The following is a 19,734-nucleotide window of genomic DNA, read 5'->3' as shown; positions in this document are numbered from 1 at the left end:
GTAGACGACTCAGTAGGCGACCGCGACGGAGTGCCGCACGGTTTCGGGCATCCCGAGCGCGCGGAGCGTGAAGTGCGCCGCATCCGCCCGCGCGATCCTGAAGCCACCGCGGACGCTCTGTTCGTACGCGATCCGGTAGTGCCCGGTGGGCGGCTTGTCGGTCAGCAGCGGGAGCTGCACCGACGTCCAGTCGAGACCGCTCACCCGCAGCTCGTGCTCCATCAGGGCGACGTCCTCGTAGTGCTTCCGCAACCGCAGGTTCGCCAGCGGCGAGAGCACGGTCCGCGTGAAGAACCCGATTCCCGGGTCCCGCTTCGGCGGGTCCGGCCGGCTCGGCGTCGGGATCGTCGAGATGCCGGCGACGCTCACGACGACCAGGCGCCGCACCCCCGCCGCCCCCATCGCCTCGACGATGGCGCGGGTCCCGCTCGACACGACGCCGTACTCATCGTGGTGTCGCGGTCCCAAAGCCGAGACCACGGCGTCGCGACCGTCCACAGCGGACTTGAGCGCCACCGGATCCGGCGCGGTCAGGTCCGCCTGGACGATGCGGACGGGCGCGGTGACGGCGTCCGGATTCCGCACCACGGCCGTGACCTCGTGCCCGGCGGCGAGCGCCTGGCCGAGTACGTGCGCACCGGTCCGCCCGGACGCGGCGAAGAGCGTCAGCCTCATCTCGGCGCCCCGAAGTCGGTGGCGTGATCGGCCGCCCACTCGGCGAAGGTGCGCGCCGGGCGGCCCAGGATCTTCTCGACCTCCGGCGTCGGCGGGAACTGCGGCCGCGCGGCGTGGGCGGCGTAGCGGGCCATCATCGCCGTGACGAACGGTTCCGGCAATCCGTTGGCCAGCATGCCTTTCGCCGCGGCGGGAGCCGGAATCTCCTGGAACCGCAAGGGTCTTCCGAGCACCACCCCGATCTGCCGGACCATTTCCTCGTGGGACAGCGATTCCGGGCCGGTGAGGTCGACGCGCCGGCCGAGCAGCTCGTCACCCAGGAACGCTTGGCCGAGGACGTCGACCAGGTCACGTTCGTGGAGCGGCGATTCTTCGAAGCCGGCGTAGACGTAGCGGACGTCGTCACCGGCGCGGATCTGGCCGCCCCACGCGGTGAGGGCGTTGAGCGCGAAGGAGCTGGGCCGCAGGCTGACCCACTCCAGGCCGCTCGCGGCGGCCGCGTCGTCGACCTCCTTGTTGCGGTCGCCGCGGAACCGCGACGGTTGCGCGTCGGGCCGGTCGTCCACATTGGCCGCGGCGAGCGCGACGACCCGGCGGACACCCAGCTCCCGAGCCAGCGCGACGACGTCGTACGCGGCGTCGCCGACCGCGCGTGAGTGCAGGAAGAGCGCATCGGCGCCGCGCAGCGCGTTCTCGAGGGTCGCCGGCTGTTGCGGGTCACCTTCGACGACCTCGACGCCCGCGGGGAACCCCGCGTTGTGCGGCGTGCGCGTGACGACGCGGACGCCGTGGTCCTCGAGTTCGGTGGCGAGCAGGCGGCCGACCAGCCCGGTCGCCCCGGTGAGCACGATCATGGTGAATCCCTTCCCCCGGGTTACGCTTGTGCCTGAAGTCCAGATGATACGAGGAGCATATCATATGAGTTCCGTACCCGGTGACGGGGTCGACGCCGCCCGCCGTCGGCGACGGTCGACCACGGCGGTGAAAGAGGCGCTACGCGAGCTTCGGAACCAGCTTTCGCTGCTGAACCACCAGGTCAGCGGCCGCCTGGCGATCAAGGACGTCGACCTGGACTGCCTCGAGCTGATCTCCCGCAACGGCCCGCTGAGCCCGAGCTCGCTCGCCCGCAGCGCGGGCCTGCACCCGGCGACGATGACCGGCATCCTCGACCGCCTCCAGAAGGGCGGCTGGATCGTCCGGGAACGCGACCCGGAGGCGACCGACCGGCGCGCGATCGCCGTGCGCGCGGTCCGCGGCCGCAACGCCGAGCTGTTCCGGCTGTATTCGGGCATGAACGGCGCGCTCGACGAGATCTGCGACGAGTACAGCGAAGCCGAACTGGACCTGATCAGCGATTTCCTCCGCCGCGCGAGGGCGGCGGGCAGCGCCGCGACGGATGATTTGTCCCACAGCTGACCTGGGCTTTTGTGTGTTCTACTCACACGGTGGCGGGAGACATGTGGGTGGCCGGGGACGCGTACGAGGCCTACATCGGGCGCTGGAGCCGGCGGATCGCGGAGACGTTCGTCCGGCGGCTCGACGCCCCGGCGAGCGGCCGCTGGCTCGACGTGGGCTGCGGCACCGGCGCGCTGACGTCGGCCGTGCTGGCCGCGGCCGACCCCGCGGAAGTCGTCGGCGTCGATCCGTCCGAGCCGTTCCTGGAGACCGCCCGCGCCGGCGTCACCGACCCGCGCGCGACGTTCCAGGTCGCCGACGCGCGTTCGCTGCCGTTCGAAGACGACCGCTTCGACGTGGTCGTGTCCGGGCTGGTCCTCAACTTCGTCCCCGAGCCGGCGCGGGCCGCCGCGGAGATCGCGCGGGTGACGGCGCCGGGCGGCGTGGCCGCCGCGTACGTCTGGGACCTCGCCGAGGGCATGCAGCTGATCCGGCACTTCTGGGAGGCCGCCGCCGAGCTCGACCCGGCGGTGCCCGACGAGGGCCGCCGCTTCCCGCTGTGCCGCCCGGAACCGCTCGGCCGCCTGTGGACCGCGGCGGGCTTCGACGCGGTGTCCGTCGAGGAGATCAAGGTCCCGACGGTGTTCACCGGCTTCGACGACTACTGGACGCCGTTCCTGGGCGGCCAGGGCCCGGCGCCGACGTACCTCATGACGTTGCCCGAAGCGCGCCGCTCACAGGTCCGCGAGCTGCTGCGCAGCCGCCTGCCGACGAACCCGGACGGCTCGATCCCGCTGTCGGCCCGCGCCTGGGTCGTCAGCGGAGTCTCCGCATGACGAAGGCCGCCCCTTCCGGGACGGCCTTCGTGCGGTGGGTCAGAGACCGGCCTGCGCCAGCCAGTCCTTCGCGACGTCTTCGGCCTTCTCGCCGTCGGAGTCGACGCGCTTGTTCAGGTCTCGCATGACATCGGTCGTCAGCTTCGCGCTCACCGCGTTGACGGCGGTGGCGAAGTCGGCACCGCGCTCGTCGAGCACCTTCTTGTTCACCGCGGGCACGACGTTCTCGGTCGGCACGATGTTCAGGTCGTCCTTGAGCACGGTGTAGTTCGAGTCGCCGGTCAGCGGGCTGACCGAGTCGACCGGGATCACCGTGACGGCCCCGGACTTGAGCTGCTCGACCCGCGGCCCGGCTTCCTGGATCGTCTGGAAGGTCGAGTTCGTCAGCTTGTAGACGTCCTTGAAGCCCTGGTAGCAAGGCAGGCGCTTCTCGCACTCGGGCGGGCCCGCCATGACGACCTTGTCCAGCTTCTTCAGGTCGCTGATCGAGGCGATGCCCTTTTCCTTGGCCAGGTCGGACTTGATGATGTAGGTGTTCTTGTCCTCGGCCGGGGCGAAGTTCAGCAGCGAGACGCCGCTGGGCTCGAACAGCTTCGCGAGCTGGTCGTGCTCCTCCTGCGCTGTCTTCCCGGCGTCCTTGCCGAAGCCGGTCGTGATCGCCGCGCCCTGGTACTCCGGGATGAACTGCAGCTCACCGGACTTCAGGGACGGGTAGATCAGCTCACGCGAGCCCAGGTTCAGCTTGCGCGTCACCGGGTAGCCCTTGGCCTCCAGCGCCTGCGCGTAGATCTCGGCCAGGATCTGGCTGTCGGTGAAGTTGAAGGACGCGACGACGATCGGCGCCCCACCCTTGCCCGGCGCGGCGGGCTTGTCACTGCTGTCGCTGCCACCCCCACAGGCGGCCAAACCGAGCGTCGCCGCGACGGCCACCGCCATCACGGACGCGTTCCGGAACCAGCGCACGAATCCCCACTCCCTCGTCACTCGAACAGACGAAAGGACCCTAGCCCTGTCCACCGACAAGGATCCACATGTTGGGAGAAAAGCGCCAGAATTCCCAGCCTGCGGAATTTCACTGCCCGATCGGGGTAGGGTCGGCCGGTGCATGTGACCGCGGTGACCCCGTTGGCCGCCGACAGCGGACCGCCGATCTTCCAGTGGCGCTGGGTCGATCGCAACGCCGACGACATCGCCCAGCGCTTCGTCGAGCACATCTCGCTCACGGGCGCCGCGCTCGGCATCGGCCTGGTCGTCTCGATCGGGCTGGCGGTGCTGTCCTTGCGGTTCCGCTGGTCGTACGGCCTCATCCTGAGCACCGCGGGCGCGTTGTACGTGATCCCGAGCCTGGGCGCGTTCGCCGTGCTGGTGCCGTTCTTCGGGCTGACGTTCGTGACCGCGATGATCCCGCTCGCGACGTACACGCTGCTCATCCTGATCAGGAACATCGTCACCGGCGTCGACCAGGTGCCCAACGAGGTCCGCGAGGCCGCGATCGGCATGGGCTACACACGCGGCCGGCTGTTGTGGCAGATCGAGCTGCCGCTGGCGGTCCCGGTGGTGATCGCCGGCCTGCGCGTCGCCGCCGTGACGACCATCGGCCTGGTCACGGTCACCTCGATGCTCGGACTGGGCGGTCTGGGCTACTTCATCCGCGCGGGCATCCAGACGGCGACCCCCAACCCGACGGAGATCATCGTCGGCGTCGGGCTGTCGGTGGTCCTCGCGGTGGTCGTGGATCTGCTGCTGTGGTTCAGCGAACGCCTGCTGGCACCCTGGACCCGGAAGGTGCGGGCGCGATGAGCTTCCTCGACCAGGTGAACGCCTGGCTGTCCGACCCGAACCGCTGGAGCTGGACGGACAAGGCGGGCATCCCCTACCGGACGCTCGAGCACCTCAGGTTCTCCCTCCTCGCGCTGGTGATCGCGGCGGTGCTGACGATCCCCGCGGCACTGTGGCTGGCCCACTACCGCCGGGGCGCGTTCCTCGCGAGCAGCGCGGTCAACATCGGCCGCGCGATCCCGAGCTTCGGCTTGATCATCCTGTTCTGGTTCCTGGCCAGCCGCTGGGAGCTGGACACGACGTTCTGGCCGCTGCTGCTGGCCCTGGTCGCCCTGGCGATGCCGCCGTTGTTCACCAACACGTACGCGGGCGTGGTGTCCCTGGAGCAGGAAACGGTCGACGCAGCCCGCGGCACGGGCTACCGCGAGTGGCAGATCATGCTCAAGCTGGAACTCCCACTGGCGTCCCCGGTGATCCTGGCGGGTGCCCGAGTGTCGTTCCTCCAGCTGATCGCCACGGTCGCAATCGGCGCCATCGTCAACGACGGCGGCGGCCTGGGCCGCTACATAGTCGACGGCTTCGCCCTTGGCGCCCAGGGCTACGGCGAGATCTTCGCCGGCGGCCTGGCCGCGGTGGTCCTGGCCCTGGTGTGCGACGGCGTGTTCGCGTTGCTCACCCGCCTGGCGACACCGCGAGGCTTGGCCCTGCAGAACGCCCGCCGCGACTAGCACCCGGTCCGCCGGAGCACCCATGCTGCCGGGCTGGTCCGCCCATGGCCGGTTTAACTCCCGTCTGGGCTGCAGGCCTTCCGCTGTGCGACACCCCCTCCGCCGTGCGGCACCCTCTTCCGCCGTGCGGCACCCTCTTTGCCGTGCGGCAACCCTTCCGCCGTACCCGGCTCCCGGCCACCGGGCGCCAACTCCGCCGTCGGGTGGCCCTTCTGCCAGCTGGTCCCCAACCACCGAGTGCCGCTACCTCCCACCCGGTGGCCCCTTGCCCGACAGCCTCTCCTTCGTCCTACAGACTTTCTTTTCAGCCAGGTGACGACCCCTTCGCCCGATCGGCTCCCTCGGCCGAGTGACAGTCCTTCCTCCGACTGCTCCCCGTCCGCCGGGTGGCGCTCCTCCCAGCCGAGTGGGGCCCTCCCCCTCCCCTCCCACCAACCACTTGGGCCGGAAGCAGTCCTCGCCCTGGCGTCGCGTCGGCTAGAACGCGCCGGTCAGGATCAGCACGCCGAGCGCGATCAGCACCGCCGGCAGCACCACGTGCCCCCAGCGGGCGAGGGCCCGGGCGACGCTCGGCCGGGTCGCGAGGAAGCGGCCGATCACGCACCACACCGCCACTCCCGCCAGGAACACCGCGCCGTAGCCGGCCAGGCCTGCGGGTCCGGTTGCCGCGAACGCGGGGACATACACGCCGATGTTGTCGCCGCCGTTGGCGAAGCACACCGCCGCGACCGCGAGCACGCCGCTCGCCGGTGCCGGTTCGTCGTCGTCCCGGTGCCACGCCTGCCAAGCCGCGCGGATCCCGAGCAGCACCGGCAGCACGCCCAGCCACCGGACGGCACCGTCGGGCAACAGCCCCGCCCCGAGCGCACCCGCGACCGACGCGGCCAAGATCGCCGCGAAGCCGAGGAACTGCCCGGCCACGACCTTGAGCTCACCGCGACGTCCGGCCGCCTGGCCGAAGAACACCGCGAGCAGCACCAAGTCGTCGACGTTCGTCACGGCGAACATCGCGACCGCGCGCCCGATCAACCCGACGTCCACACCCACCCCTCCGAAATCCGCTTGGCAGGAGCCACCGCGGCACAGGACGATTCTGCCCATGCCCGCCGTCACGCGCCGCGACTACACCGGTCCGGAGGACCTGCGGGCCATGCAGAGCCTGGCCCAGCGGATCTGGTCGCGGTCGAGTTCGGTGCACGTCGGGGATCTCGCGTGGCAGCGGTTCCAGCACTTGGGCCGCGAAGCCGAGTGGCCGACCGTGCTGTGGGAAGCGGGTCCCGAAGTCGTCGCCTGGGGCTGGGTTTCGCTACCCGGCGGGCTGGCGCTGCTCGTCGATCCGGCCCGCCCCGAACTCGCGTCCGAAGTGCTCGGCTGGTTCGAGGACACCGCCACCGCCGCCGAGCTCACTGTCACGGTGCTCGACGCCGAGAAGCATGTCATCGCCGCGTTGGAGCAGAGCGGTTACGCGCTTCCGGAGAAATCCGTTCACCAGTCGTATATGTCTCGCCTCCTCGAAGATCTGCCGGAACCGGTGGTGCCCGGCGGGTTCACCCTCCGCCCGGTCGGAGCGGACGATCTGGCCCGGCGCGTGGCCGTGCATCGTGCGGTGTGGCACCCGTCGCGGGTGACCGAACCGAGCTACCGCAATGTCATGCGAGCCTGGCCGTACCGCAACCGGCTGGACTGGGTCATGGAAGCACCCGATGGCCGGTTCGCCGCCCAATGCCTGATCTGGCTCGACGACCGCAACGCCGTCGGCGAGCTGGAGCCCGTCGGAACTTTGCCGGAGTTCCGACGGCTGGGTCTGGCCCGCGCGGTGTGCCTCGCCGCGCTGCACGCGGCGCGTGACGCCGGCGCTCGCGAAGCCGTGGTGTATCCCGTGATCGGTGATCCGAAGTCCCCAGCTGCCCTCCCGTTGTATCGCGATCTCGGCTTCCGCCCTTATGCGCGCACCCTCACCTTCACCCGGACCCGCTGTCGTATCCCTCCTTCCTCGGGGTCCGCGTCCCCGGAGGGCGCACACCAACGAACGTAGCGGCCGCGATGCGCGGCCTGTCCGATTCGGGGCCGGATTCGGGGCGGTTATCCACATCGGGATCGACCTGTGGACAACTCGGTGGATTTCCCTTGCGCGGCCCGAAAACGTCGGCGCTGGCCGATAGAGTTGAGACCGGGGGCGTCCCCACGCGCGGGGAGCAGAAGAGGACAAGCCTTGTGTAGCAAGGATGTTCGGCGCGTTGAAACGGGGCGAGCAGCGGCAATCGACGGGATTGCGTCCGGCCGATTAACCGGCAGGACAGGCCCGCCTTCTCGTCCGGACGATCAATCGGTCCACAGGGCTGACCCACGGACGGGCGACCAGCCGCTGCGGCAAGGTGACCTCCGGCAGCGCGACCAACGCAAGCCCGGCAACCAGCCGGATGATCAGCTGGCCCGGCAGGCGGCGATCAGGCGCCCGACCTCGGGCCCGAGCGGACGATCCTCGTCCAGCGGTGGCACCACCGATCGCACCCATTCGTACGACTCGCGGAGCCCGGCGGCGCCGTCGCTTCCAGCTAGATATCGCGCCTGGGAGCCCGTGATCAGCTCGCACGCCGTGATCGCGAACAAGTGCGCCGCAGCCGAACGCAGCTGCTCCCCCGCCGCCCACGCAAACGCTTGCACGTCCTCCTGGCCGGCCGAGGTGTCGATCGAGCCGAGGGTCGCGGGAGTCGCGAGGCGGCGCAGCGCGTGCAGCTCACCGACCGCGCGCTTGTGCAGCGGCACCAGTCCCGCTCGCGGCCCGGGATCGGCCGTGAGCTGCGCCGGGAGACCGCTGAAGCGCTCGTCCAGCAGCCGATGCATCCGCTGCACCGACACCTCGCCGACGTGCATCAGCGCCGCCGTCAGCGCGTCCATCCGCAGTCCGAGGTCCACCGCGTGGTAGCCGGTGCCCGGCACGAACTCGCCGTCGACGAACGACGGCGAATCCCCGGGCATCGACTCCCAGCGCAGCCACGTCTCGCGCAGGTCCGTGGCGACGCGGTCCGCGTGCGCCAAGGCGCGCGGTGCGACCCGCACCGAGAGCGGCGCCTGGACGACGTCCGGACGCACAAAACCGCCACTGACCAGTTCGTTCAGTTCTTCCAGCAGACGCCGCAGGTGGTCGTCGCCGCCGGCCATGACCGGTGCGAACACCGCGCGGGGTGCGCCGAGGACGTCGATCGCGAAGGCCGCTGTCAGCGTCTGCAGGCGGATCAGTCGCCGCGCCTCCGCCCAGCCGCGCTGCGCGTGCGTCACGGCCAGCGGAGATCCCTGGATCAGCGACGCGCCTTCCTTCGGTCCGAGGACATAAGGCGTGGCGCCACGCGCGGCGAGCGCCTCGGCCGCGGGCGTCTCGACGCCGTCTTCGAGGACCGTGCCGATGCCGAGGAATGTCTGGAAAGCGTGCGACAGCGGGATGATCTCGCCCGAACTGCCGAGTCCGGTACGCGGAATCGCCGGGGTGAAACCGTCGTTCAGGCGGTCGACCAGGAACTGCACCAGGTCCGGGCTCACGCCCGACCACGGGCGCAGGAAGTCGCGCAGCCGCACCACAAGCAGCGCGCGGACGTCTTCCGGCGGCAACCACGGCGGGCCGCCGACGGCGCGACCGATCAGCAGGTTGCGCTGGTGTTCGGCCTGCTGCCGCGCGTCGAGCGCGACGCCTGCGAGGCGGCCCATCCCGGTGTTGACGCCGTACACCGGATTTTCACCCTTTCGGAGGGCCGTCAAGACCTCGTCCCGACGCGCTTTCAGGGCTTCTACCAGCGGTTTGGTCAGAACCAACCGTTCACCGTCGGCGAAATCGCTTCCGGTGACGATCATCGGTACGGCAGCATGGTGCCGACGCCGGAAGCCTCGGCACGGGCCAGGATCATGTTCGCCACCGCGACGTCCGTTGTGGACAGTCCGCGGTGCCAGAACAGGATCCGCTCGGCGTCGTGCTCGCGGCCGGGCTTCTTGCCCGCCACGATGTCGCCGATCTCGGCGTGGACCCCGTCCGCGGTGAGGAGGCCGGCGTTGAGCTGCGGGCGCAGGGCGCCGAATCGCGGGTTGCCGGACTGCGATTCGCGCCAGTCGTCGACGACGACCTTGTCGATGTCGTCGAGCAGCGTGAGCTCCAGCGCGCTGATCGTGCCGTAGGGCACCAGGAAGGTGCCCGGCCGGAGGTACTCGCGGCGCACCAGCGCCTCGGGTTCGACCAGCCGGGAGGCCTCGACCTGGATGTCCGCGCCGTCCAGGGTCTCCTCGGCCGTGGCGCAGACGCGGACGTCCTTGCCGAGCCGCTCGGACAGCCGGCGGCCGAAGTCCTCACGTGACTCCGGGCGCTTGCTGGTCACGCGGATCTCGGCGAAGTCGAACAACGAGTCGAGGAGCACGACGTTCCACCAAGCGGTACCGCGGGCGCCGATGTGCCCGAGCACCCGCGAGTCCGGGCGGGCGAGGTACTTCGCGCCGACGGCGGTCATCGCGCCGGTGCGGGCTTCGGTGATCATCGTGCCGTTGACGATCGCCCGCGGCATGCCGGTGTCCGGGTCCAGCAGCAGGATCAACGCCATTTCCGAAGGGAGGCCCCGTTCGAAGTTCCCCACGAAGTCACCGACGACCTTGACGCCACTGACCTGCTTCGCCGACAGGTGGCCACGAAGGATGTTGAAGTGGCCCTTGCCGCCGTTGTCCGGCACGAGGTGCATACGCGGCTCGAAGACGACCTGGCCGCGGCCGTGGTCGGTGAGCACGTCCTCGACCGCGCCGACGATGTCCGCGTCCGTGACACCGAGCGAATCGATGTCGGCGCCGGTCAGGTACCGGAGCCAGACCGACGTCACTGCGCGAGACCCTCGATGACCTCGGCCCCGGGCAGCGCGGCCAGCGCGGCGCCGGAGATCAGCAGCTTGCTGCCGCGGATCCCGCTGCCGATGACCAGCTCGGGCGCGTCGGCGACGGCCTTGTCGATCAGGATCGGCCACTCGGCGGGCAGGCCGACGGGCGTGATGCCGCCGTACTCCATCCCGGTGAGTGAGACGGCTTCGTCCATCGGCGCGAACGACGCCTTGCGGACGTCGAGGCGGCGCTTGATCACGCCGTTGACGTCGGCGCGGGTCGTCGCGAGCACGAGCGCGGCAGCGAAGCGGACTTCGCCGGAGCGCTTGCCGGCGACGACGACGCAGTTCGCGGACGCCGTCAGCGGCGAGCCGTAGGCCTCGCAGAAGGCGGCCGTGTCGGCCAGCGACGGGTCGATTTCCGTGACGCCGATGGCATCCGGCTCGGCTAGCGCGGCCAGCGCCTTGGCGACGGGCTCGGCGAGGAGGTCAGTACGCGTGGGGGCGGGAACGACAGTCAAGCTCCCGGCGATGGTCCAGGTCACGACCCCATTAAACAGCGCCCCCGCCGAGTGCGACGGGGGCGGGAAGGAGCTCACCAGTTGGAGCCACCGCGCTGGACCTCGATGAGCTTGGGGCGGACGTCCACGATGTAGACGAGCGCCGCGGCCATCGCGGGCACCCAGAAGATCATCCCCGGGCCCATCACGCTGAACAGCGCCATGGCGAGCGTCGAGCCGCCGGTGATCAGCATCCAGATGGGCTTGGTCTTGCGGTCGGCGGCCGAATAGGCGTCGGCACGCTGCAGCAACGCGTGCACGAAGGCGAAGAGCCCGACCAGCGCGCTGCCCCAGTGGATGACTTCGAGGATCCAGTAGGCAACTAGCACAGCCACAGCTTACGGCAAACCGCCCGAACGACCCCGGCCCCGCCACCGGAGGTCCGATGGCGGGGCCGGGTGTTCACGGCGTTTTTACTTGTCGGTCTTCGGCGCGACCGGCTTCTTCGCGGCGGTGCTGGTGGTCGTCGTGGTGGTCCGGCGGGCCGGGGCGGCCGTCTTCGGGGCCGTCTTGTTCGCGACCTTGCGGGACACCGAGCGGGTCTCGTGGGCGACGTCGTCACCCAGCTCCTCGACGGCCTCGGCAGCTTCGCCGGCGACCTCGGTCACCTTGCGGGCGGTCTTCTCGCCGACCGAGCGGGTGCGCTTGGTGAAGGTCGACAGCACGCCGTCGACGCGCTCGCGGACGTCGGTGGTGACGTCCTCGACCTGGCCCTGCGCGGTGGTGAGGGCCTCTTCGAGCTGCTCGATGGCCTTCTTGACCTGCGGCTGCGCGGAGAACTTGTCCCACGCCTGCTCGCCCGACTCGGCCAGCTTGTTGTACAGCTTCAGCGCGGCCTCGGTGTACTCGTCGATGACCTTGCGCAGCTCGGCCGGGTCCAGCTTCTCGCGGAGGCTCTCGACGTCGGTCGGCAGCTCCTGCAGATTCTTGCGGGCGCTCTCGCTGCTCTTGGCCACGTTCTCGCGGGCCTTGGCCACGGCGTCGGTGACGGCCTGGCCGGCCAGGTTGCCGGCGCCGAGCGCGGCGAGCAGCGGGGTGCGGACCTGGTCGAGGGCGGTGTTGACGGCCTTCTTGACGTCTTCGGTCTTGGGGGTGGTCATGCTGACTCCTTCTTGGTGTCTGCGGCTGGCGAGGTGTCTGTGGTGTCTGCGGTGGGGGATTCGGCGGCCGGCCGTGCCGCGGCGTTCTCCCGTCGGAAGGACTCGAAGACGTCGAGCAGGACCTGCTTCTGCCGCTCGGTCAGCTCGGCGTCGGCGCGAATCGCGTCGCCCACCGGACCGCCCGTCGGCAGATCGAGGATCCCGGCCTGCACATACAGCGCTTCAGCTGAAATGCGCAGTCCCTTGGCGATTTGCTGCAGGATCTCGGCGCTGGGCTTGCGGACCCCGCGCTCGATCTGACTCAGGTACGGGTTGGACACTCCGGCGAGCTTCGACAGCTGGCGCAACGAGATCTTCGCGGTGTTGCGCTGCTGGCGGATGTACTCGCCGATGTCGGAAGCGAGGTCCGCGACCTTCTCCATGGGGCTGCCGGATCCTGGCTGCGTCCCACCGGTTTCTGTCATCCGGTCACCTCCTTGCGACACCAACGACGCTACGCGCGCGTGCTAGCTATTGCAAGCACTCTGCTTGCACATCGGGTGTGGTGGTGCTCACCGCTAACGTGGTCGCATGACGAGCTCGGGCCGGCTGCGGCGACGGCTCGTCGAGCTGCTGCTCGACGAGGACGTCCTGCACGCCCCGGAATGGATCGCCGCGTTCCGCGCGGTGCCCCGCCACGTCTTCCTGCCGCGGTTCTTCACGCGGGCGGGCGGGCTGTGGGCGGCGGTCGACCGGGGCGACCCGGCGTGGCTGGAGGCCGTCTACTCACGCGACGTCCTGGTCACGCAGCTGGACGACGACCCCGGCCGCTGGGAGCTCGCCCGGACCACCGGCCCGGTGACGGGCACGCCCACGAGCTCGTCGAGCATGCCCGCGATCATGGCGATCATGCTCGAGGAGCTGCGGGTGCGGGACGGGCAGCGCGTGCTCGAGATCGGCACCGGCACCGGGTACAACGCCGCGCTGCTCAGCCACCGCTGCGGTGCCGGCCAGGTGTCCACAGTGGACATCGACCCGGTGCTCGCCGCCGACGCGCGCGAGCGGCTGGCCGAGGCGGGCTACCGACCGTCCTGCGCGGTCGGCGACGGCGCGCTCGGTTTTCCGGCGGGGACCGTCTTCGACCGGGTGCTGTGCACGGCGTCGGTGACGTCGATCCCGCCGACGTGGCTGGAGCAGACGGTGCCGGGCGGGCTGATCGTGACGACGCTGAACCGGCCGATCGGTGCCGGGCTGGTCCGGCTCGTCGTGGGTGAGGACGGCACTGGGCAGGGCCCGGTCCTCGCGCGCGATGGCCGCTTCATGCCGCTTCGCGCGCACCGGCTGCCGGAGGCGGACCCGCTGCCGATGCCGTCGCGTGACGACTGGGAGCAGACGCGGCTGCCGATGTCGATGGTGCTCCAGCCGCGCAAGCAGTTCGAGTTCTTCGCCGGGCTGTCGTTGCCGGGCGTCCGGGCGGTGCGCGAGCACGACGGCCTCGACCCGAACACCGCGGGCGGCCCGGGCGAGGCCGGCCTCGCACTGGTGCACCCGGACGGCTCCTGGGTCCGCCACCGCAAACGCGCCGGCGCGAACGAAGTCGCCCAGGGCGGCCCGCGAGCGCTGTGGGAGGTCGCCGAAGCGGCGTACGTGGAGTGGTGCGAGCTGGACAAGCCCGACCGCGACCGCTTCGGGGTGACGGTGACCGGCGAGCGCCAGGAGTTCTGGCTCGACGCCCCGGACGGCCCCACCTGGCCGCTGGCCTGACGCGCTATGCCGAAGCCGCGGCTCACGCTGACGCAGGCCGCGCCCTCGACGGCCGCAGTTCACGCCAGCAGCAGTTCGCCTCGACCGGAGCAGCTCACCCCGAAGGCCGCGGCTCACTCCAACAGCGGTTCGCTCCGACCGGAGCAGTCCACCGCAAGGCCGCGGCTAACGCCACAGCAGTTCACCCTGACCGAAGCAGCCCGCCACAAAGGCAGCGGCTCACGCCGACGCCCGCAAGAACCACAGCTCACGCCGCAGCAGCTCGCCCCGACGGCAGCAGCCCACCCGTAAGCCGCGGCTCACGCCAACAGCAGCTCGCCCCGACCGGGGGGGGCAGCCCACCGCAAAGCCGCGGCCGGGTCGACCCGGCCGGCCAGGGTTCGCGAGGCGAAGTCGCAGCCGAGTCGACCCGGCCGGCCGGGGTTCGCTAGGCCGGGGCCCGCGGCGGCGGGAACCGGCCGCGCCGGGCGTGGCGACGAGCCCGCGACCTGCACCGGCCCCCAGCCCTGCTCACGCCAAAGCCCGACGGCAGCAGCCCGCCATCTGACGTTTCCCGCTCAGGTCGCGCCGAGAAAGAGCGACTCGCCGCAGGGCGGCCCCCACCCATCCCAGGGGGGCGTCCCCGATCCCAGCGTATCGCTACTGACCTGCGAAAACGGGGGGTGCGGAAATCTGTGGACAACTTTCGGCCTGTGGATGGCGGACTTGACAGTCGCGCTCAGTCGCGCTCAATCCGGCTTAACCCGGCAGGTGGGACCGGATCCACTTCTCCGCGTGGTCCGCCGTTGCTTCCGGTGGGACGTCTGTGGTGTCGAAGATGTCCACGCCCAGCTCCGGTGCCGACTTCTGGAGCCAGTCGTTGAACTCCAGCATCTCCTCGATGCGCGGCTCGTCCCACTCGCGCCATGCCGGGCGGGCGCGCAGCCTGCGGCGTAGGGACTCCGCCGAGCCGACCAGGGCCAGGTAGTGGATCTCGCTGAAGAACACGCGTTCCGGTAGCGGCTCCAGCTCCGGTGGCGCGACCGTGCCGCAGAGGACCACCGGGCGGCCGTTCTGGTGCAGCATCGCCGCCATCCGGAGCCAGGCCGCGCGGAACGCTCGGATGTCGCCGCGCAGGGCGTCCGCCCATAGGACGTCTTGCTCCAGCACCACCACTTCGCCCGCGAAGCGTGCCGTCAGCAGGGGGCCCACCGTCGACTTGCCGGCGCCGCTGGGGCCCGTCAGCGCGAACAGCGGCAGCCTGCGAAACGGCCACCGGTGTCCGCACCGGACGCACGAAAGTTCCGCGCCGATGGCGACCGGGCGGTCTGCCCGGTCGCCGCACGACGGGCAGATCCGCAGGTCGAGCGCCACTTCAGTCGAAGAGGTTCTCGAGGAAGCCGCGCTTGCGGTGGCCGTGGCCGTGGGGCCTCGGCGAATCCGAATACCCGCCGCGGTGCGGCCGCGGCGAATCCGAGTAACCGCCGCCGCGGTACCCCTTCGGCGAGTCCGGGTAGCCGCCGCCCCGGTACGGACGCGGCGAGTCGGACCGGCCGTACTGCGGGGCCGCCCCGCCGTACGGCGGTGGCTGCTGGCCGCCGTAGAAGGAGGTTTCCGCACCGGCGATGGCTTCGAGCTCACCGCGGTCCAGGAAGATCCCGCGACAGCCCTCGCACTGGTCGATGTGGACGCCGTTCTTGTCCACGGTTCGCATCTGGTTCTGACACTTCGGACAAATCACTCATCCGAGACTACGCATATTCGGCTCAGCAGGCGCAGAGGCAGAACGGGTGGCCCACCGGATCGGCGTAGACGCGGAACCCCTTCGGCTTGTCGTCCAGGAGCTTCGCGCCCAGGTCCAGCACGCGCGCGTGCGCCGCTTCCATGTCCGTGACCTCGAGATCGAGGTGCATCTGCTGCGGGTTTTCCGCGGACGGCCACGCCGGCGGCCGGTAGTCGGGCACCCGCTGGAACGCGATGCCCGCGCCGCCGGCCGGGTTGGGCAGCGTCACCCAGTGGCCGTCGTCGGAGACGTCGGGTGCGCCCCAGTCCAGCACCGCCCGGTAGAACTCGGCCAGAGCCACCGGGTCGGGGCAGTCGATGGCCACCACACCCAGCGTCGGTACCGCACCCATCGTCGCTCCCTTCGATCACGGATAACCAGTGAACGAATTATGTGGGTTAGCGCACGAGGGTGCAACCACCTTCCGCCGTACACTGGTTCGGTGCACACCGACGCTTCCCTCGTGGTGGAGTTCCTCAACACGGTCAACGTCGAAGAGGGCGCGGACCTGCTCGAACATCCCGGGCCGTGGCGCGAGTGGGCGGCCGGGCACGCGCTGACGGCCAACCCGGCCGCCGAGGCCCGTGCGGCGCGGGACGCGCTGCGGGCCTCGATCGGCGATCCGCGGCTGCCCGGCGGCAGCGTCGACGTGGGCACCCGGATCTCGCTCACCGACGCCGGCCCGGCGCTGATGGCGGACGACGTCGTCGGCGCGGTGTTCGCCGCCTGCACCCGCCTGGTCGTGCGCGGCGACTGGATCCGGCTGAAGATCTGCCCCGCCGACACGTGCCTGTGGGCGTTCTACGACGAGTCGCGCAACCGGTCGCGGACCTGGTGCTCGATGCGCGTTTGCGGCAACCGCGAGAAGGCGCGCGGCTGGCGGGCGCGCGCGGCCACTGGCTGACGGCGGAACGATCCGCCTACACCACCGGCGGTGCGCGCAGGCAACACCCGAAGATCGATACGAGCGGCCGACGACGACCGCAGCCGGCCGGGCCCGACCAACCGCCCGAGCCGCGCAACCGGTCGCGGACCTGGTGCTCGATGCGCGTCTGCGGCAACCGCGAGAAGGCACGCGGCCGGCGGGCCCGCGCGGCCACTGGCTGATGGCGGCTGCGCCTCGGCGGACGACACCGCGTACTCAGGTGGACGACACAGGCCCGCGCGGCCACTGGTTGAGACTCTCATTCGAGCGGTCGACACCCGACCAGCTGTGGACAACTCGCCACACCAGCACCACATATCCACGGCCCGGGCGGGGTTGCCCCCACACGTTGTGGACAGCCGTTAGGCCATCACCGTGAAAAGTTGTGGATAACCCGGGGGATAACTCAGCTTCCTGTGGACAACTGGTTTGAACCTCTCTCGGGTGTGGTATACGGAACGGCCGTCAGAACAGCAGCTCCGCCACGGCGTAGATGACGAGGCCGGCGAGCGCACCCACGACCGTGCCGTTGATGCGGATGAACTGCAGGTCACGGCCCACCTGGAGCTCGATCTTGCGGGACGTCTCCTCGGCGTCCCAGCGCTCCACCGTGTCCGTGATGATCGTGGTGATCTCCTGGGAGTAGTTCTTCACCAGGTACACCGCGCCGCCCTCGACCCAGCCGTCCACCTTGCCGCGCATCTGGTCGTCCTCGACCAGGCGCGTGCCCAGGGACATCAGGCCCAGGCGGACGCGCCGGCGCAGTTCGCTCGACGGGTCCTCCGCCGCGTTGAGGAGCATCTCCTTGGCCGTACTCCAGGCCGAGCCGATCAGCCGCTGCACCTCTTCGTGGTGCACGATCTGGCCCTTGACCTGCTCGGCGCGGGCCATCACGTCCGGGTTGGTCTGCAGGTCCTGTGCGAACTCGCCGAGGAACTTGTCCAGCGCCAAGCGCATCGGGTGGTTGACGTCGGTCTTGACCGCCCACGCGAACGAGAGCACCTCGCCGTAGACCTTGTCCGCGAGCATCTCGTCGACGAACTTCGGCGACCAGCTCGGCGCCCGGTCGGACACCACGCGCAGCATCGTCGTGTGGTTCTCGCGCACCCACTCGTAGGCCTGGTCGCACATCAGGTCCACGAGCTTGTGGTGCGCGCCGTCGGCGAAGACGCCCTGCAGGATCTTGCCCAGCGGCGGGCCCCACGGCTTGTCGATGATCCGCCGCGCGACGGCCTGCTCCATGATCGCCTGGACGTCTTCGTCGCGGAGGACCCGGACCGCGGCCCGGACCATCGTGGCCAGCTCGGACGTCACGCGCTCGGCGTTGTCCTCCTGCGCCACCCAGGCACCCAGGCGACGGGCGATCTCGACGCGCTTGAGCTTGTCGCGGATGACCTCCTCGGAGAGGAAGTTGGATCCGACGAACTCGCCGAGGCTGTTGCCCAGCGCGTCCTTCTTGTTCGGGATGATCGCCGTGTGCGGGATCTTCAGGCCGAGCGGGTGCCGGAAGAGCGCCGTGACGGCGAACCAGTCCGCCAGCGCGCCGACCATGCCGGCCTCGGCCGCGGCCCGCACGTAGCCGACCCAGCCCGCCCAGCCGCTGGACTGCGCCCAGCCGGCCAGCAGGAACACGACGGTCGCGCCGATCAGGAACGACAGCGCGACCAGCTTCATCTTGCGCAGCGCGCGCCGCTTTTCCGCTTCACCGGCTGCGCCGCCCGGCGGATCGGCCGGGGTCACCTTGGCGGGGGTCAGTTGCTCCACACCACCATTGTCCGCGAGGATCGCTGATCGTGCGCGAACCTGCTCTCGTCCCCCGGCTGCGGCCCTTCACGTCGACCATCTTCGCCGAGATGACGGCGCTGGCCGTCAAGCACGACGCGGTCAACCTCGGCCAGGGCTTCCCGGACACCGACGGACCCGCCGGCATGCTCGACGCGGCCAAGAACGCCCTGTTCGGCGGCGCGAACCAGTACCCGCCGGGGCCCGGCCGCCCCGAGCTGCGCGCGGCCATCGCGCGGCACCGGCTGCGCTACGGCACCGAGTACGACCCGGACACGGAGATCCTGGTCACCGCGGGCGCCACGGAGGCCATTGCGGCAGCGTTGATGGCGCTGACCGAGGCCGGCGACGAGGTCGTCGTCATCGAGCCCTACTACGACTCCTACGCCGCCGCGGTCGCGATGGCCGGCGCCCAGCGCCGGGTCGTCGGGCTGATCGAGCGCGAGGACGGCCGGTTCGGCCTCGACGTCGACGGGCTGCGGGCCGCCGTCACGCCGCGGACCCGGGCGATCCTCGTCAACTCGCCGCACAACCCGACCGGCACGGTGTTCACCCGCGCCGAGCTCGAGGCGCTGGCCGCGCTCTGCGTCGAGCACGACCTGATCGCGATCACGGACGAGGTCTACGAGCACCTGGTGTTCGACGACGCGGAACACGTTCCGCTCGCCACGCTGCCCGGCATGCGGGAGCGGACCGTGAGCATCTCCAGCGCGGGCAAGACGTTCAACTGCACCGGCTGGAAGATCGGCTGGGTCTGCTCGACGCCCGAGCTGGTCGCCGCGGTCAAGGCGGCGAAGCAGTTCATCACCTTCGTCTCCGGCGGGCCGCTGCAGCCGGCCGTCGCGCACGCGCTCGACCACGAACTGCCGTGGGTCGACGGCCTGCGCGCGAGCCTGCAGGAGAAGCGCGACCGGCTTTCGGCCGGGCTGGCCGACGCCGGGTTCACCGTGCGGCCGACGGCGGGCACCTACTTCGTCTGCGTCGACGTCCGGCCGCTCGGTTTCACGGATGCGGCCGATCTGGCGTGGGAGCTGCCCGGCCGGGTCGGGGTCGCCGCGGTGCCCGTCAAGGTGTTCACCGATCACCCGGACGAGTGGAAACATCTTTTGCGTTTCGCGTTCTGCAAGCGCAACGACGTCATCGACGAGGCCATCACCCGGTTGCGCAAACTGGTCTGACGTCCGACGGCGGCGCGTCCGCGGCGCCGGCGACGCGAGTCCCTCACATGCCGCATCGCTTCGTGACGCTCTGCCACCGCCGGAAGCGCGCGAACGCCGCCGTCCGGCCGCCGATGGTCACGGACCGCAGCCTGCCGTCTCACAATTCGGAAACATGCTGATCGGTTCGTCGAAATAGGCGAACAAGCACCCAGCGCGACCGTTCGGGCACGGTCCGCGACCCGGCCGACGAAAACATCAGGTCAACGCCGAATGGGCCCAACTCCGGCACTCGTCCGAATGGCCGCAGAGAGGCGTCCGAACGGCACTGAGAGTGATCAACTCGTCGGCCGTAGATACCTTGCCCGGTAGGGCCGTTCCGCCCTACGGGCTGGATAGAACGCGGGAGAGATGAAAGACTCCCGAGCGGTGCTAGAAAGAGTGCAGC

22 protein-coding genes and 1 pseudogene are annotated in these 19,734 nt (G+C 70.4%); 9 read left to right on the top strand and 14 right to left on the bottom strand.

The annotated features are described in order from the left end of the window. Positions 1 to 9: 9 nt before the first annotated feature. Positions 10 to 675 (bottom strand): NAD(P)-dependent oxidoreductase, encoded by a 666-nt coding sequence (locus OG439_RS41035; RefSeq protein WP_326945852.1) that lies wholly within the window; start codon positions 673 to 675, stop codon positions 10 to 12. Continuing rightward, entirely contained in the window at positions 672 to 1,529 is an 858-nt protein-coding gene (locus OG439_RS41030; protein WP_326945850.1) for an NAD(P)H-binding protein, read from the bottom strand. Before OG439_RS41030 ends, OG439_RS41035 begins: the two co-directional genes overlap by 4 nt. A gap of 64 nt (positions 1,530 to 1,593) precedes the next feature. On the opposite strand from OG439_RS41030, the gene OG439_RS41025 reads away from it, so the two are divergent. Next, positions 1,594 to 2,091: a MarR family transcriptional regulator gene (locus OG439_RS41025; protein WP_326945849.1), complete on the top strand. Its 498-nt coding sequence runs from the start codon at positions 1,594 to 1,596 to the stop codon at positions 2,089 to 2,091. A gap of 29 nt (positions 2,092 to 2,120) precedes the next feature. Next, positions 2,121 to 2,906 (top strand): class I SAM-dependent methyltransferase, encoded by a 786-nt coding sequence (locus OG439_RS41020; RefSeq protein ID WP_326945848.1) that lies wholly within the window; start codon positions 2,121 to 2,123, stop codon positions 2,904 to 2,906. A 39-nt stretch (positions 2,907 to 2,945) separates the two neighbouring features. Here OG439_RS41020 and OG439_RS41015 read toward each other — a convergent pair whose 3' ends face one another. Then, entirely contained in the window at positions 2,946 to 3,869 is a 924-nt protein-coding gene (locus tag OG439_RS41015; protein WP_326945847.1) for an ABC transporter substrate-binding protein, read from the bottom strand. A gap of 138 nt (positions 3,870 to 4,007) precedes the next feature. On the opposite strand from OG439_RS41015, the gene OG439_RS41010 reads away from it, so the two are divergent. Next, a complete protein-coding gene (locus OG439_RS41010; protein WP_326945846.1) occupies positions 4,008 to 4,706 on the top strand; it encodes an ABC transporter permease in 699 nt (232 codons plus the stop codon). Then, positions 4,703 to 5,413 carry an ABC transporter permease gene (locus OG439_RS41005; protein ID WP_247060229.1) on the top strand — a complete coding sequence of 237 codons (711 nt, stop codon included), beginning with the start codon at positions 4,703 to 4,705 and terminating at the stop codon, positions 5,411 to 5,413. The genes OG439_RS41010 and OG439_RS41005 overlap by 4 nt, the downstream gene beginning before the upstream one ends. 477 nt (positions 5,414 to 5,890) lie before the next feature. Here the strand turns inward: OG439_RS41005 and OG439_RS41000 are convergent, their stop codons facing one another. After that, on the bottom strand, positions 5,891 to 6,454 hold the full coding sequence (locus OG439_RS41000) for a cadmium resistance transporter (RefSeq protein ID WP_326945845.1): 564 nt from the start codon (positions 6,452 to 6,454) through the stop codon (positions 5,891 to 5,893). A 58-nt stretch (positions 6,455 to 6,512) separates the two neighbouring features. Here OG439_RS41000 and OG439_RS40995 point away from each other — a divergent pair, with 58 nt between their 5' ends. Next, the gene (locus OG439_RS40995; RefSeq protein WP_326945844.1) at positions 6,513 to 7,448 is read left to right on the top strand and encodes a GNAT family N-acetyltransferase; all 936 of its coding nucleotides are present in this window, start codon (positions 6,513 to 6,515) and stop codon (positions 7,446 to 7,448) included. A gap of 389 nt (positions 7,449 to 7,837) precedes the next feature. Here the strand turns inward: OG439_RS40995 and OG439_RS40990 are convergent, their stop codons facing one another. From OG439_RS40990 to OG439_RS40965, 6 genes are all read right to left on the bottom strand, one after another. Further along, complete coding sequence (locus tag OG439_RS40990) at positions 7,838 to 9,259, bottom strand: aromatic amino acid lyase (RefSeq protein ID WP_326945843.1); 1,422 nt, start codon at positions 9,257 to 9,259, stop codon at positions 7,838 to 7,840. After that, a complete protein-coding gene (locus tag OG439_RS40985) occupies positions 9,256 to 10,263 on the bottom strand; it encodes an ornithine cyclodeaminase family protein (RefSeq protein WP_326945842.1) in 1,008 nt (335 codons plus the stop codon). The genes OG439_RS40990 and OG439_RS40985 overlap by 4 nt, the downstream gene beginning before the upstream one ends. Then, positions 10,260 to 10,802, bottom strand: coding sequence for a YbaK/EbsC family protein (locus OG439_RS40980; protein WP_326945841.1), 543 nt, complete (start codon positions 10,800 to 10,802; stop codon positions 10,260 to 10,262). The genes OG439_RS40985 and OG439_RS40980 overlap by 4 nt, the downstream gene beginning before the upstream one ends. Before the next feature lie 50 nt (positions 10,803 to 10,852). Continuing rightward, positions 10,853 to 11,146, bottom strand: coding sequence for a DUF2516 family protein (locus OG439_RS40975; RefSeq protein WP_247060222.1), 294 nt, complete (start codon positions 11,144 to 11,146; stop codon positions 10,853 to 10,855). An 84-nt stretch (positions 11,147 to 11,230) separates the two neighbouring features. Further along, complete coding sequence (locus OG439_RS40970; RefSeq protein ID WP_247060221.1) at positions 11,231 to 11,917, bottom strand: hypothetical protein; 687 nt, start codon at positions 11,915 to 11,917, stop codon at positions 11,231 to 11,233. Next, positions 11,914 to 12,339, bottom strand: coding sequence for a helix-turn-helix domain-containing protein (locus tag OG439_RS40965; RefSeq protein WP_247060220.1), 426 nt, complete (start codon positions 12,337 to 12,339; stop codon positions 11,914 to 11,916). Before OG439_RS40965 ends, OG439_RS40970 begins: the two co-directional genes overlap by 4 nt. A gap of 148 nt (positions 12,340 to 12,487) precedes the next feature. On the opposite strand from OG439_RS40965, the gene OG439_RS40960 reads away from it, so the two are divergent. After that, positions 12,488 to 13,660: a methyltransferase domain-containing protein gene (locus tag OG439_RS40960; protein WP_326945840.1), complete on the top strand. Its 1,173-nt coding sequence runs from the start codon at positions 12,488 to 12,490 to the stop codon at positions 13,658 to 13,660. 738 nt (positions 13,661 to 14,398) lie between these two features. On the opposite strand, the gene OG439_RS40955 is transcribed toward OG439_RS40960, so the two are convergent. From OG439_RS40955 to OG439_RS40945, 3 genes are read right to left on the bottom strand one after another with little or no spacing between them, the layout of a single operon-like run. Further along, a complete protein-coding gene (locus OG439_RS40955) occupies positions 14,399 to 15,013 on the bottom strand; it encodes a nucleoside kinase (RefSeq protein ID WP_326945839.1) in 615 nt (204 codons plus the stop codon). 1 nt (position 15,014) lies between these two features. Then, positions 15,015 to 15,380, bottom strand: coding sequence for a TFIIB-type zinc ribbon-containing protein (locus tag OG439_RS40950; protein ID WP_326945838.1), 366 nt, complete (start codon positions 15,378 to 15,380; stop codon positions 15,015 to 15,017). A 25-nt stretch (positions 15,381 to 15,405) separates the two neighbouring features. Then, entirely contained in the window at positions 15,406 to 15,774 is a 369-nt protein-coding gene (locus OG439_RS40945; RefSeq protein WP_326945837.1) for a VOC family protein, read from the bottom strand. A gap of 90 nt (positions 15,775 to 15,864) precedes the next feature. Between OG439_RS40945 and OG439_RS40940 the strand changes: the two genes are divergently transcribed. After that, the gene (locus OG439_RS40940) at positions 15,865 to 16,326 is read left to right on the top strand and encodes a CGNR zinc finger domain-containing protein (protein ID WP_326945836.1); all 462 of its coding nucleotides are present in this window, start codon (positions 15,865 to 15,867) and stop codon (positions 16,324 to 16,326) included. A 107-nt stretch (positions 16,327 to 16,433) separates the two neighbouring features. Further along, positions 16,434 to 16,529 (top strand): annotated as a pseudogene (locus OG439_RS40935) (CGNR zinc finger domain-containing protein); the annotation flags it as partial. Positions 16,530 to 16,812: 283 nt separating this feature from the next. Here the strand turns inward: OG439_RS40935 and OG439_RS40930 are convergent. Beyond that, entirely contained in the window at positions 16,813 to 18,111 is a 1,299-nt protein-coding gene (locus OG439_RS40930) for a DUF445 domain-containing protein (RefSeq protein ID WP_326945835.1), read from the bottom strand. 29 nt (positions 18,112 to 18,140) lie between these two features. Here OG439_RS40930 and OG439_RS40925 point away from each other — a divergent pair, with 29 nt between their 5' ends. Beyond that, positions 18,141 to 19,307 (top strand): pyridoxal phosphate-dependent aminotransferase, encoded by a 1,167-nt coding sequence (locus OG439_RS40925; protein ID WP_326945834.1) that lies wholly within the window; start codon positions 18,141 to 18,143, stop codon positions 19,305 to 19,307. Positions 19,308 to 19,734: the final 427 nt, after the last annotated feature.

The organism is Amycolatopsis sp. NBC_01307 (assembly GCF_035975215.1).
Classification (GTDB): domain Bacteria; phylum Actinomycetota; class Actinomycetes; order Mycobacteriales; family Pseudonocardiaceae; genus Amycolatopsis.
Note: the sequence above shows the minus strand (reverse complement) of the source record. Positions and strands in the feature narration are given on the sequence as shown.

What these genes read in the sequence shown, in the direction of transcription:
- OG439_RS41030 (WP_326945850.1), bottom strand. Translation starts at nt 1,529, where the DNA reads ATGATCGTGCTCACCGGGGCGACCGGGCTGGTCGGCCGCCTGCTCGCC.
- OG439_RS40995 (WP_326945844.1), top strand. Translation starts at nt 6,513, where the DNA reads ATGCCCGCCGTCACGCGCCGCGACTACACCGGTCCGGAGGACCTGCGG.
- OG439_RS40945 (WP_326945837.1), bottom strand. Translation starts at nt 15,774, where the DNA reads ATGGGTGCGGTACCGACGCTGGGTGTGGTGGCCATCGACTGCCCCGAC.
- OG439_RS41025 (WP_326945849.1), top strand. Translation starts at nt 1,594, where the DNA reads ATGAGTTCCGTACCCGGTGACGGGGTCGACGCCGCCCGCCGTCGGCGA.
- OG439_RS41035 (WP_326945852.1), bottom strand. Translation starts at nt 675, where the DNA reads ATGAGGCTGACGCTCTTCGCCGCGTCCGGGCGGACCGGTGCGCACGTA.
- OG439_RS40960 (WP_326945840.1), top strand. Translation starts at nt 12,488, where the DNA reads ATGACGAGCTCGGGCCGGCTGCGGCGACGGCTCGTCGAGCTGCTGCTC.
- OG439_RS40990 (WP_326945843.1), bottom strand. Translation starts at nt 9,259, where the DNA reads ATGATCGTCACCGGAAGCGATTTCGCCGACGGTGAACGGTTGGTTCTG.
- OG439_RS41005 (WP_247060229.1), top strand. Translation starts at nt 4,703, where the DNA reads ATGAGCTTCCTCGACCAGGTGAACGCCTGGCTGTCCGACCCGAACCGC.
- OG439_RS40970 (WP_247060221.1), bottom strand. Translation starts at nt 11,917, where the DNA reads ATGACCACCCCCAAGACCGAAGACGTCAAGAAGGCCGTCAACACCGCC.
- OG439_RS40965 (WP_247060220.1), bottom strand. Translation starts at nt 12,339, where the DNA reads ATGGAGAAGGTCGCGGACCTCGCTTCCGACATCGGCGAGTACATCCGC.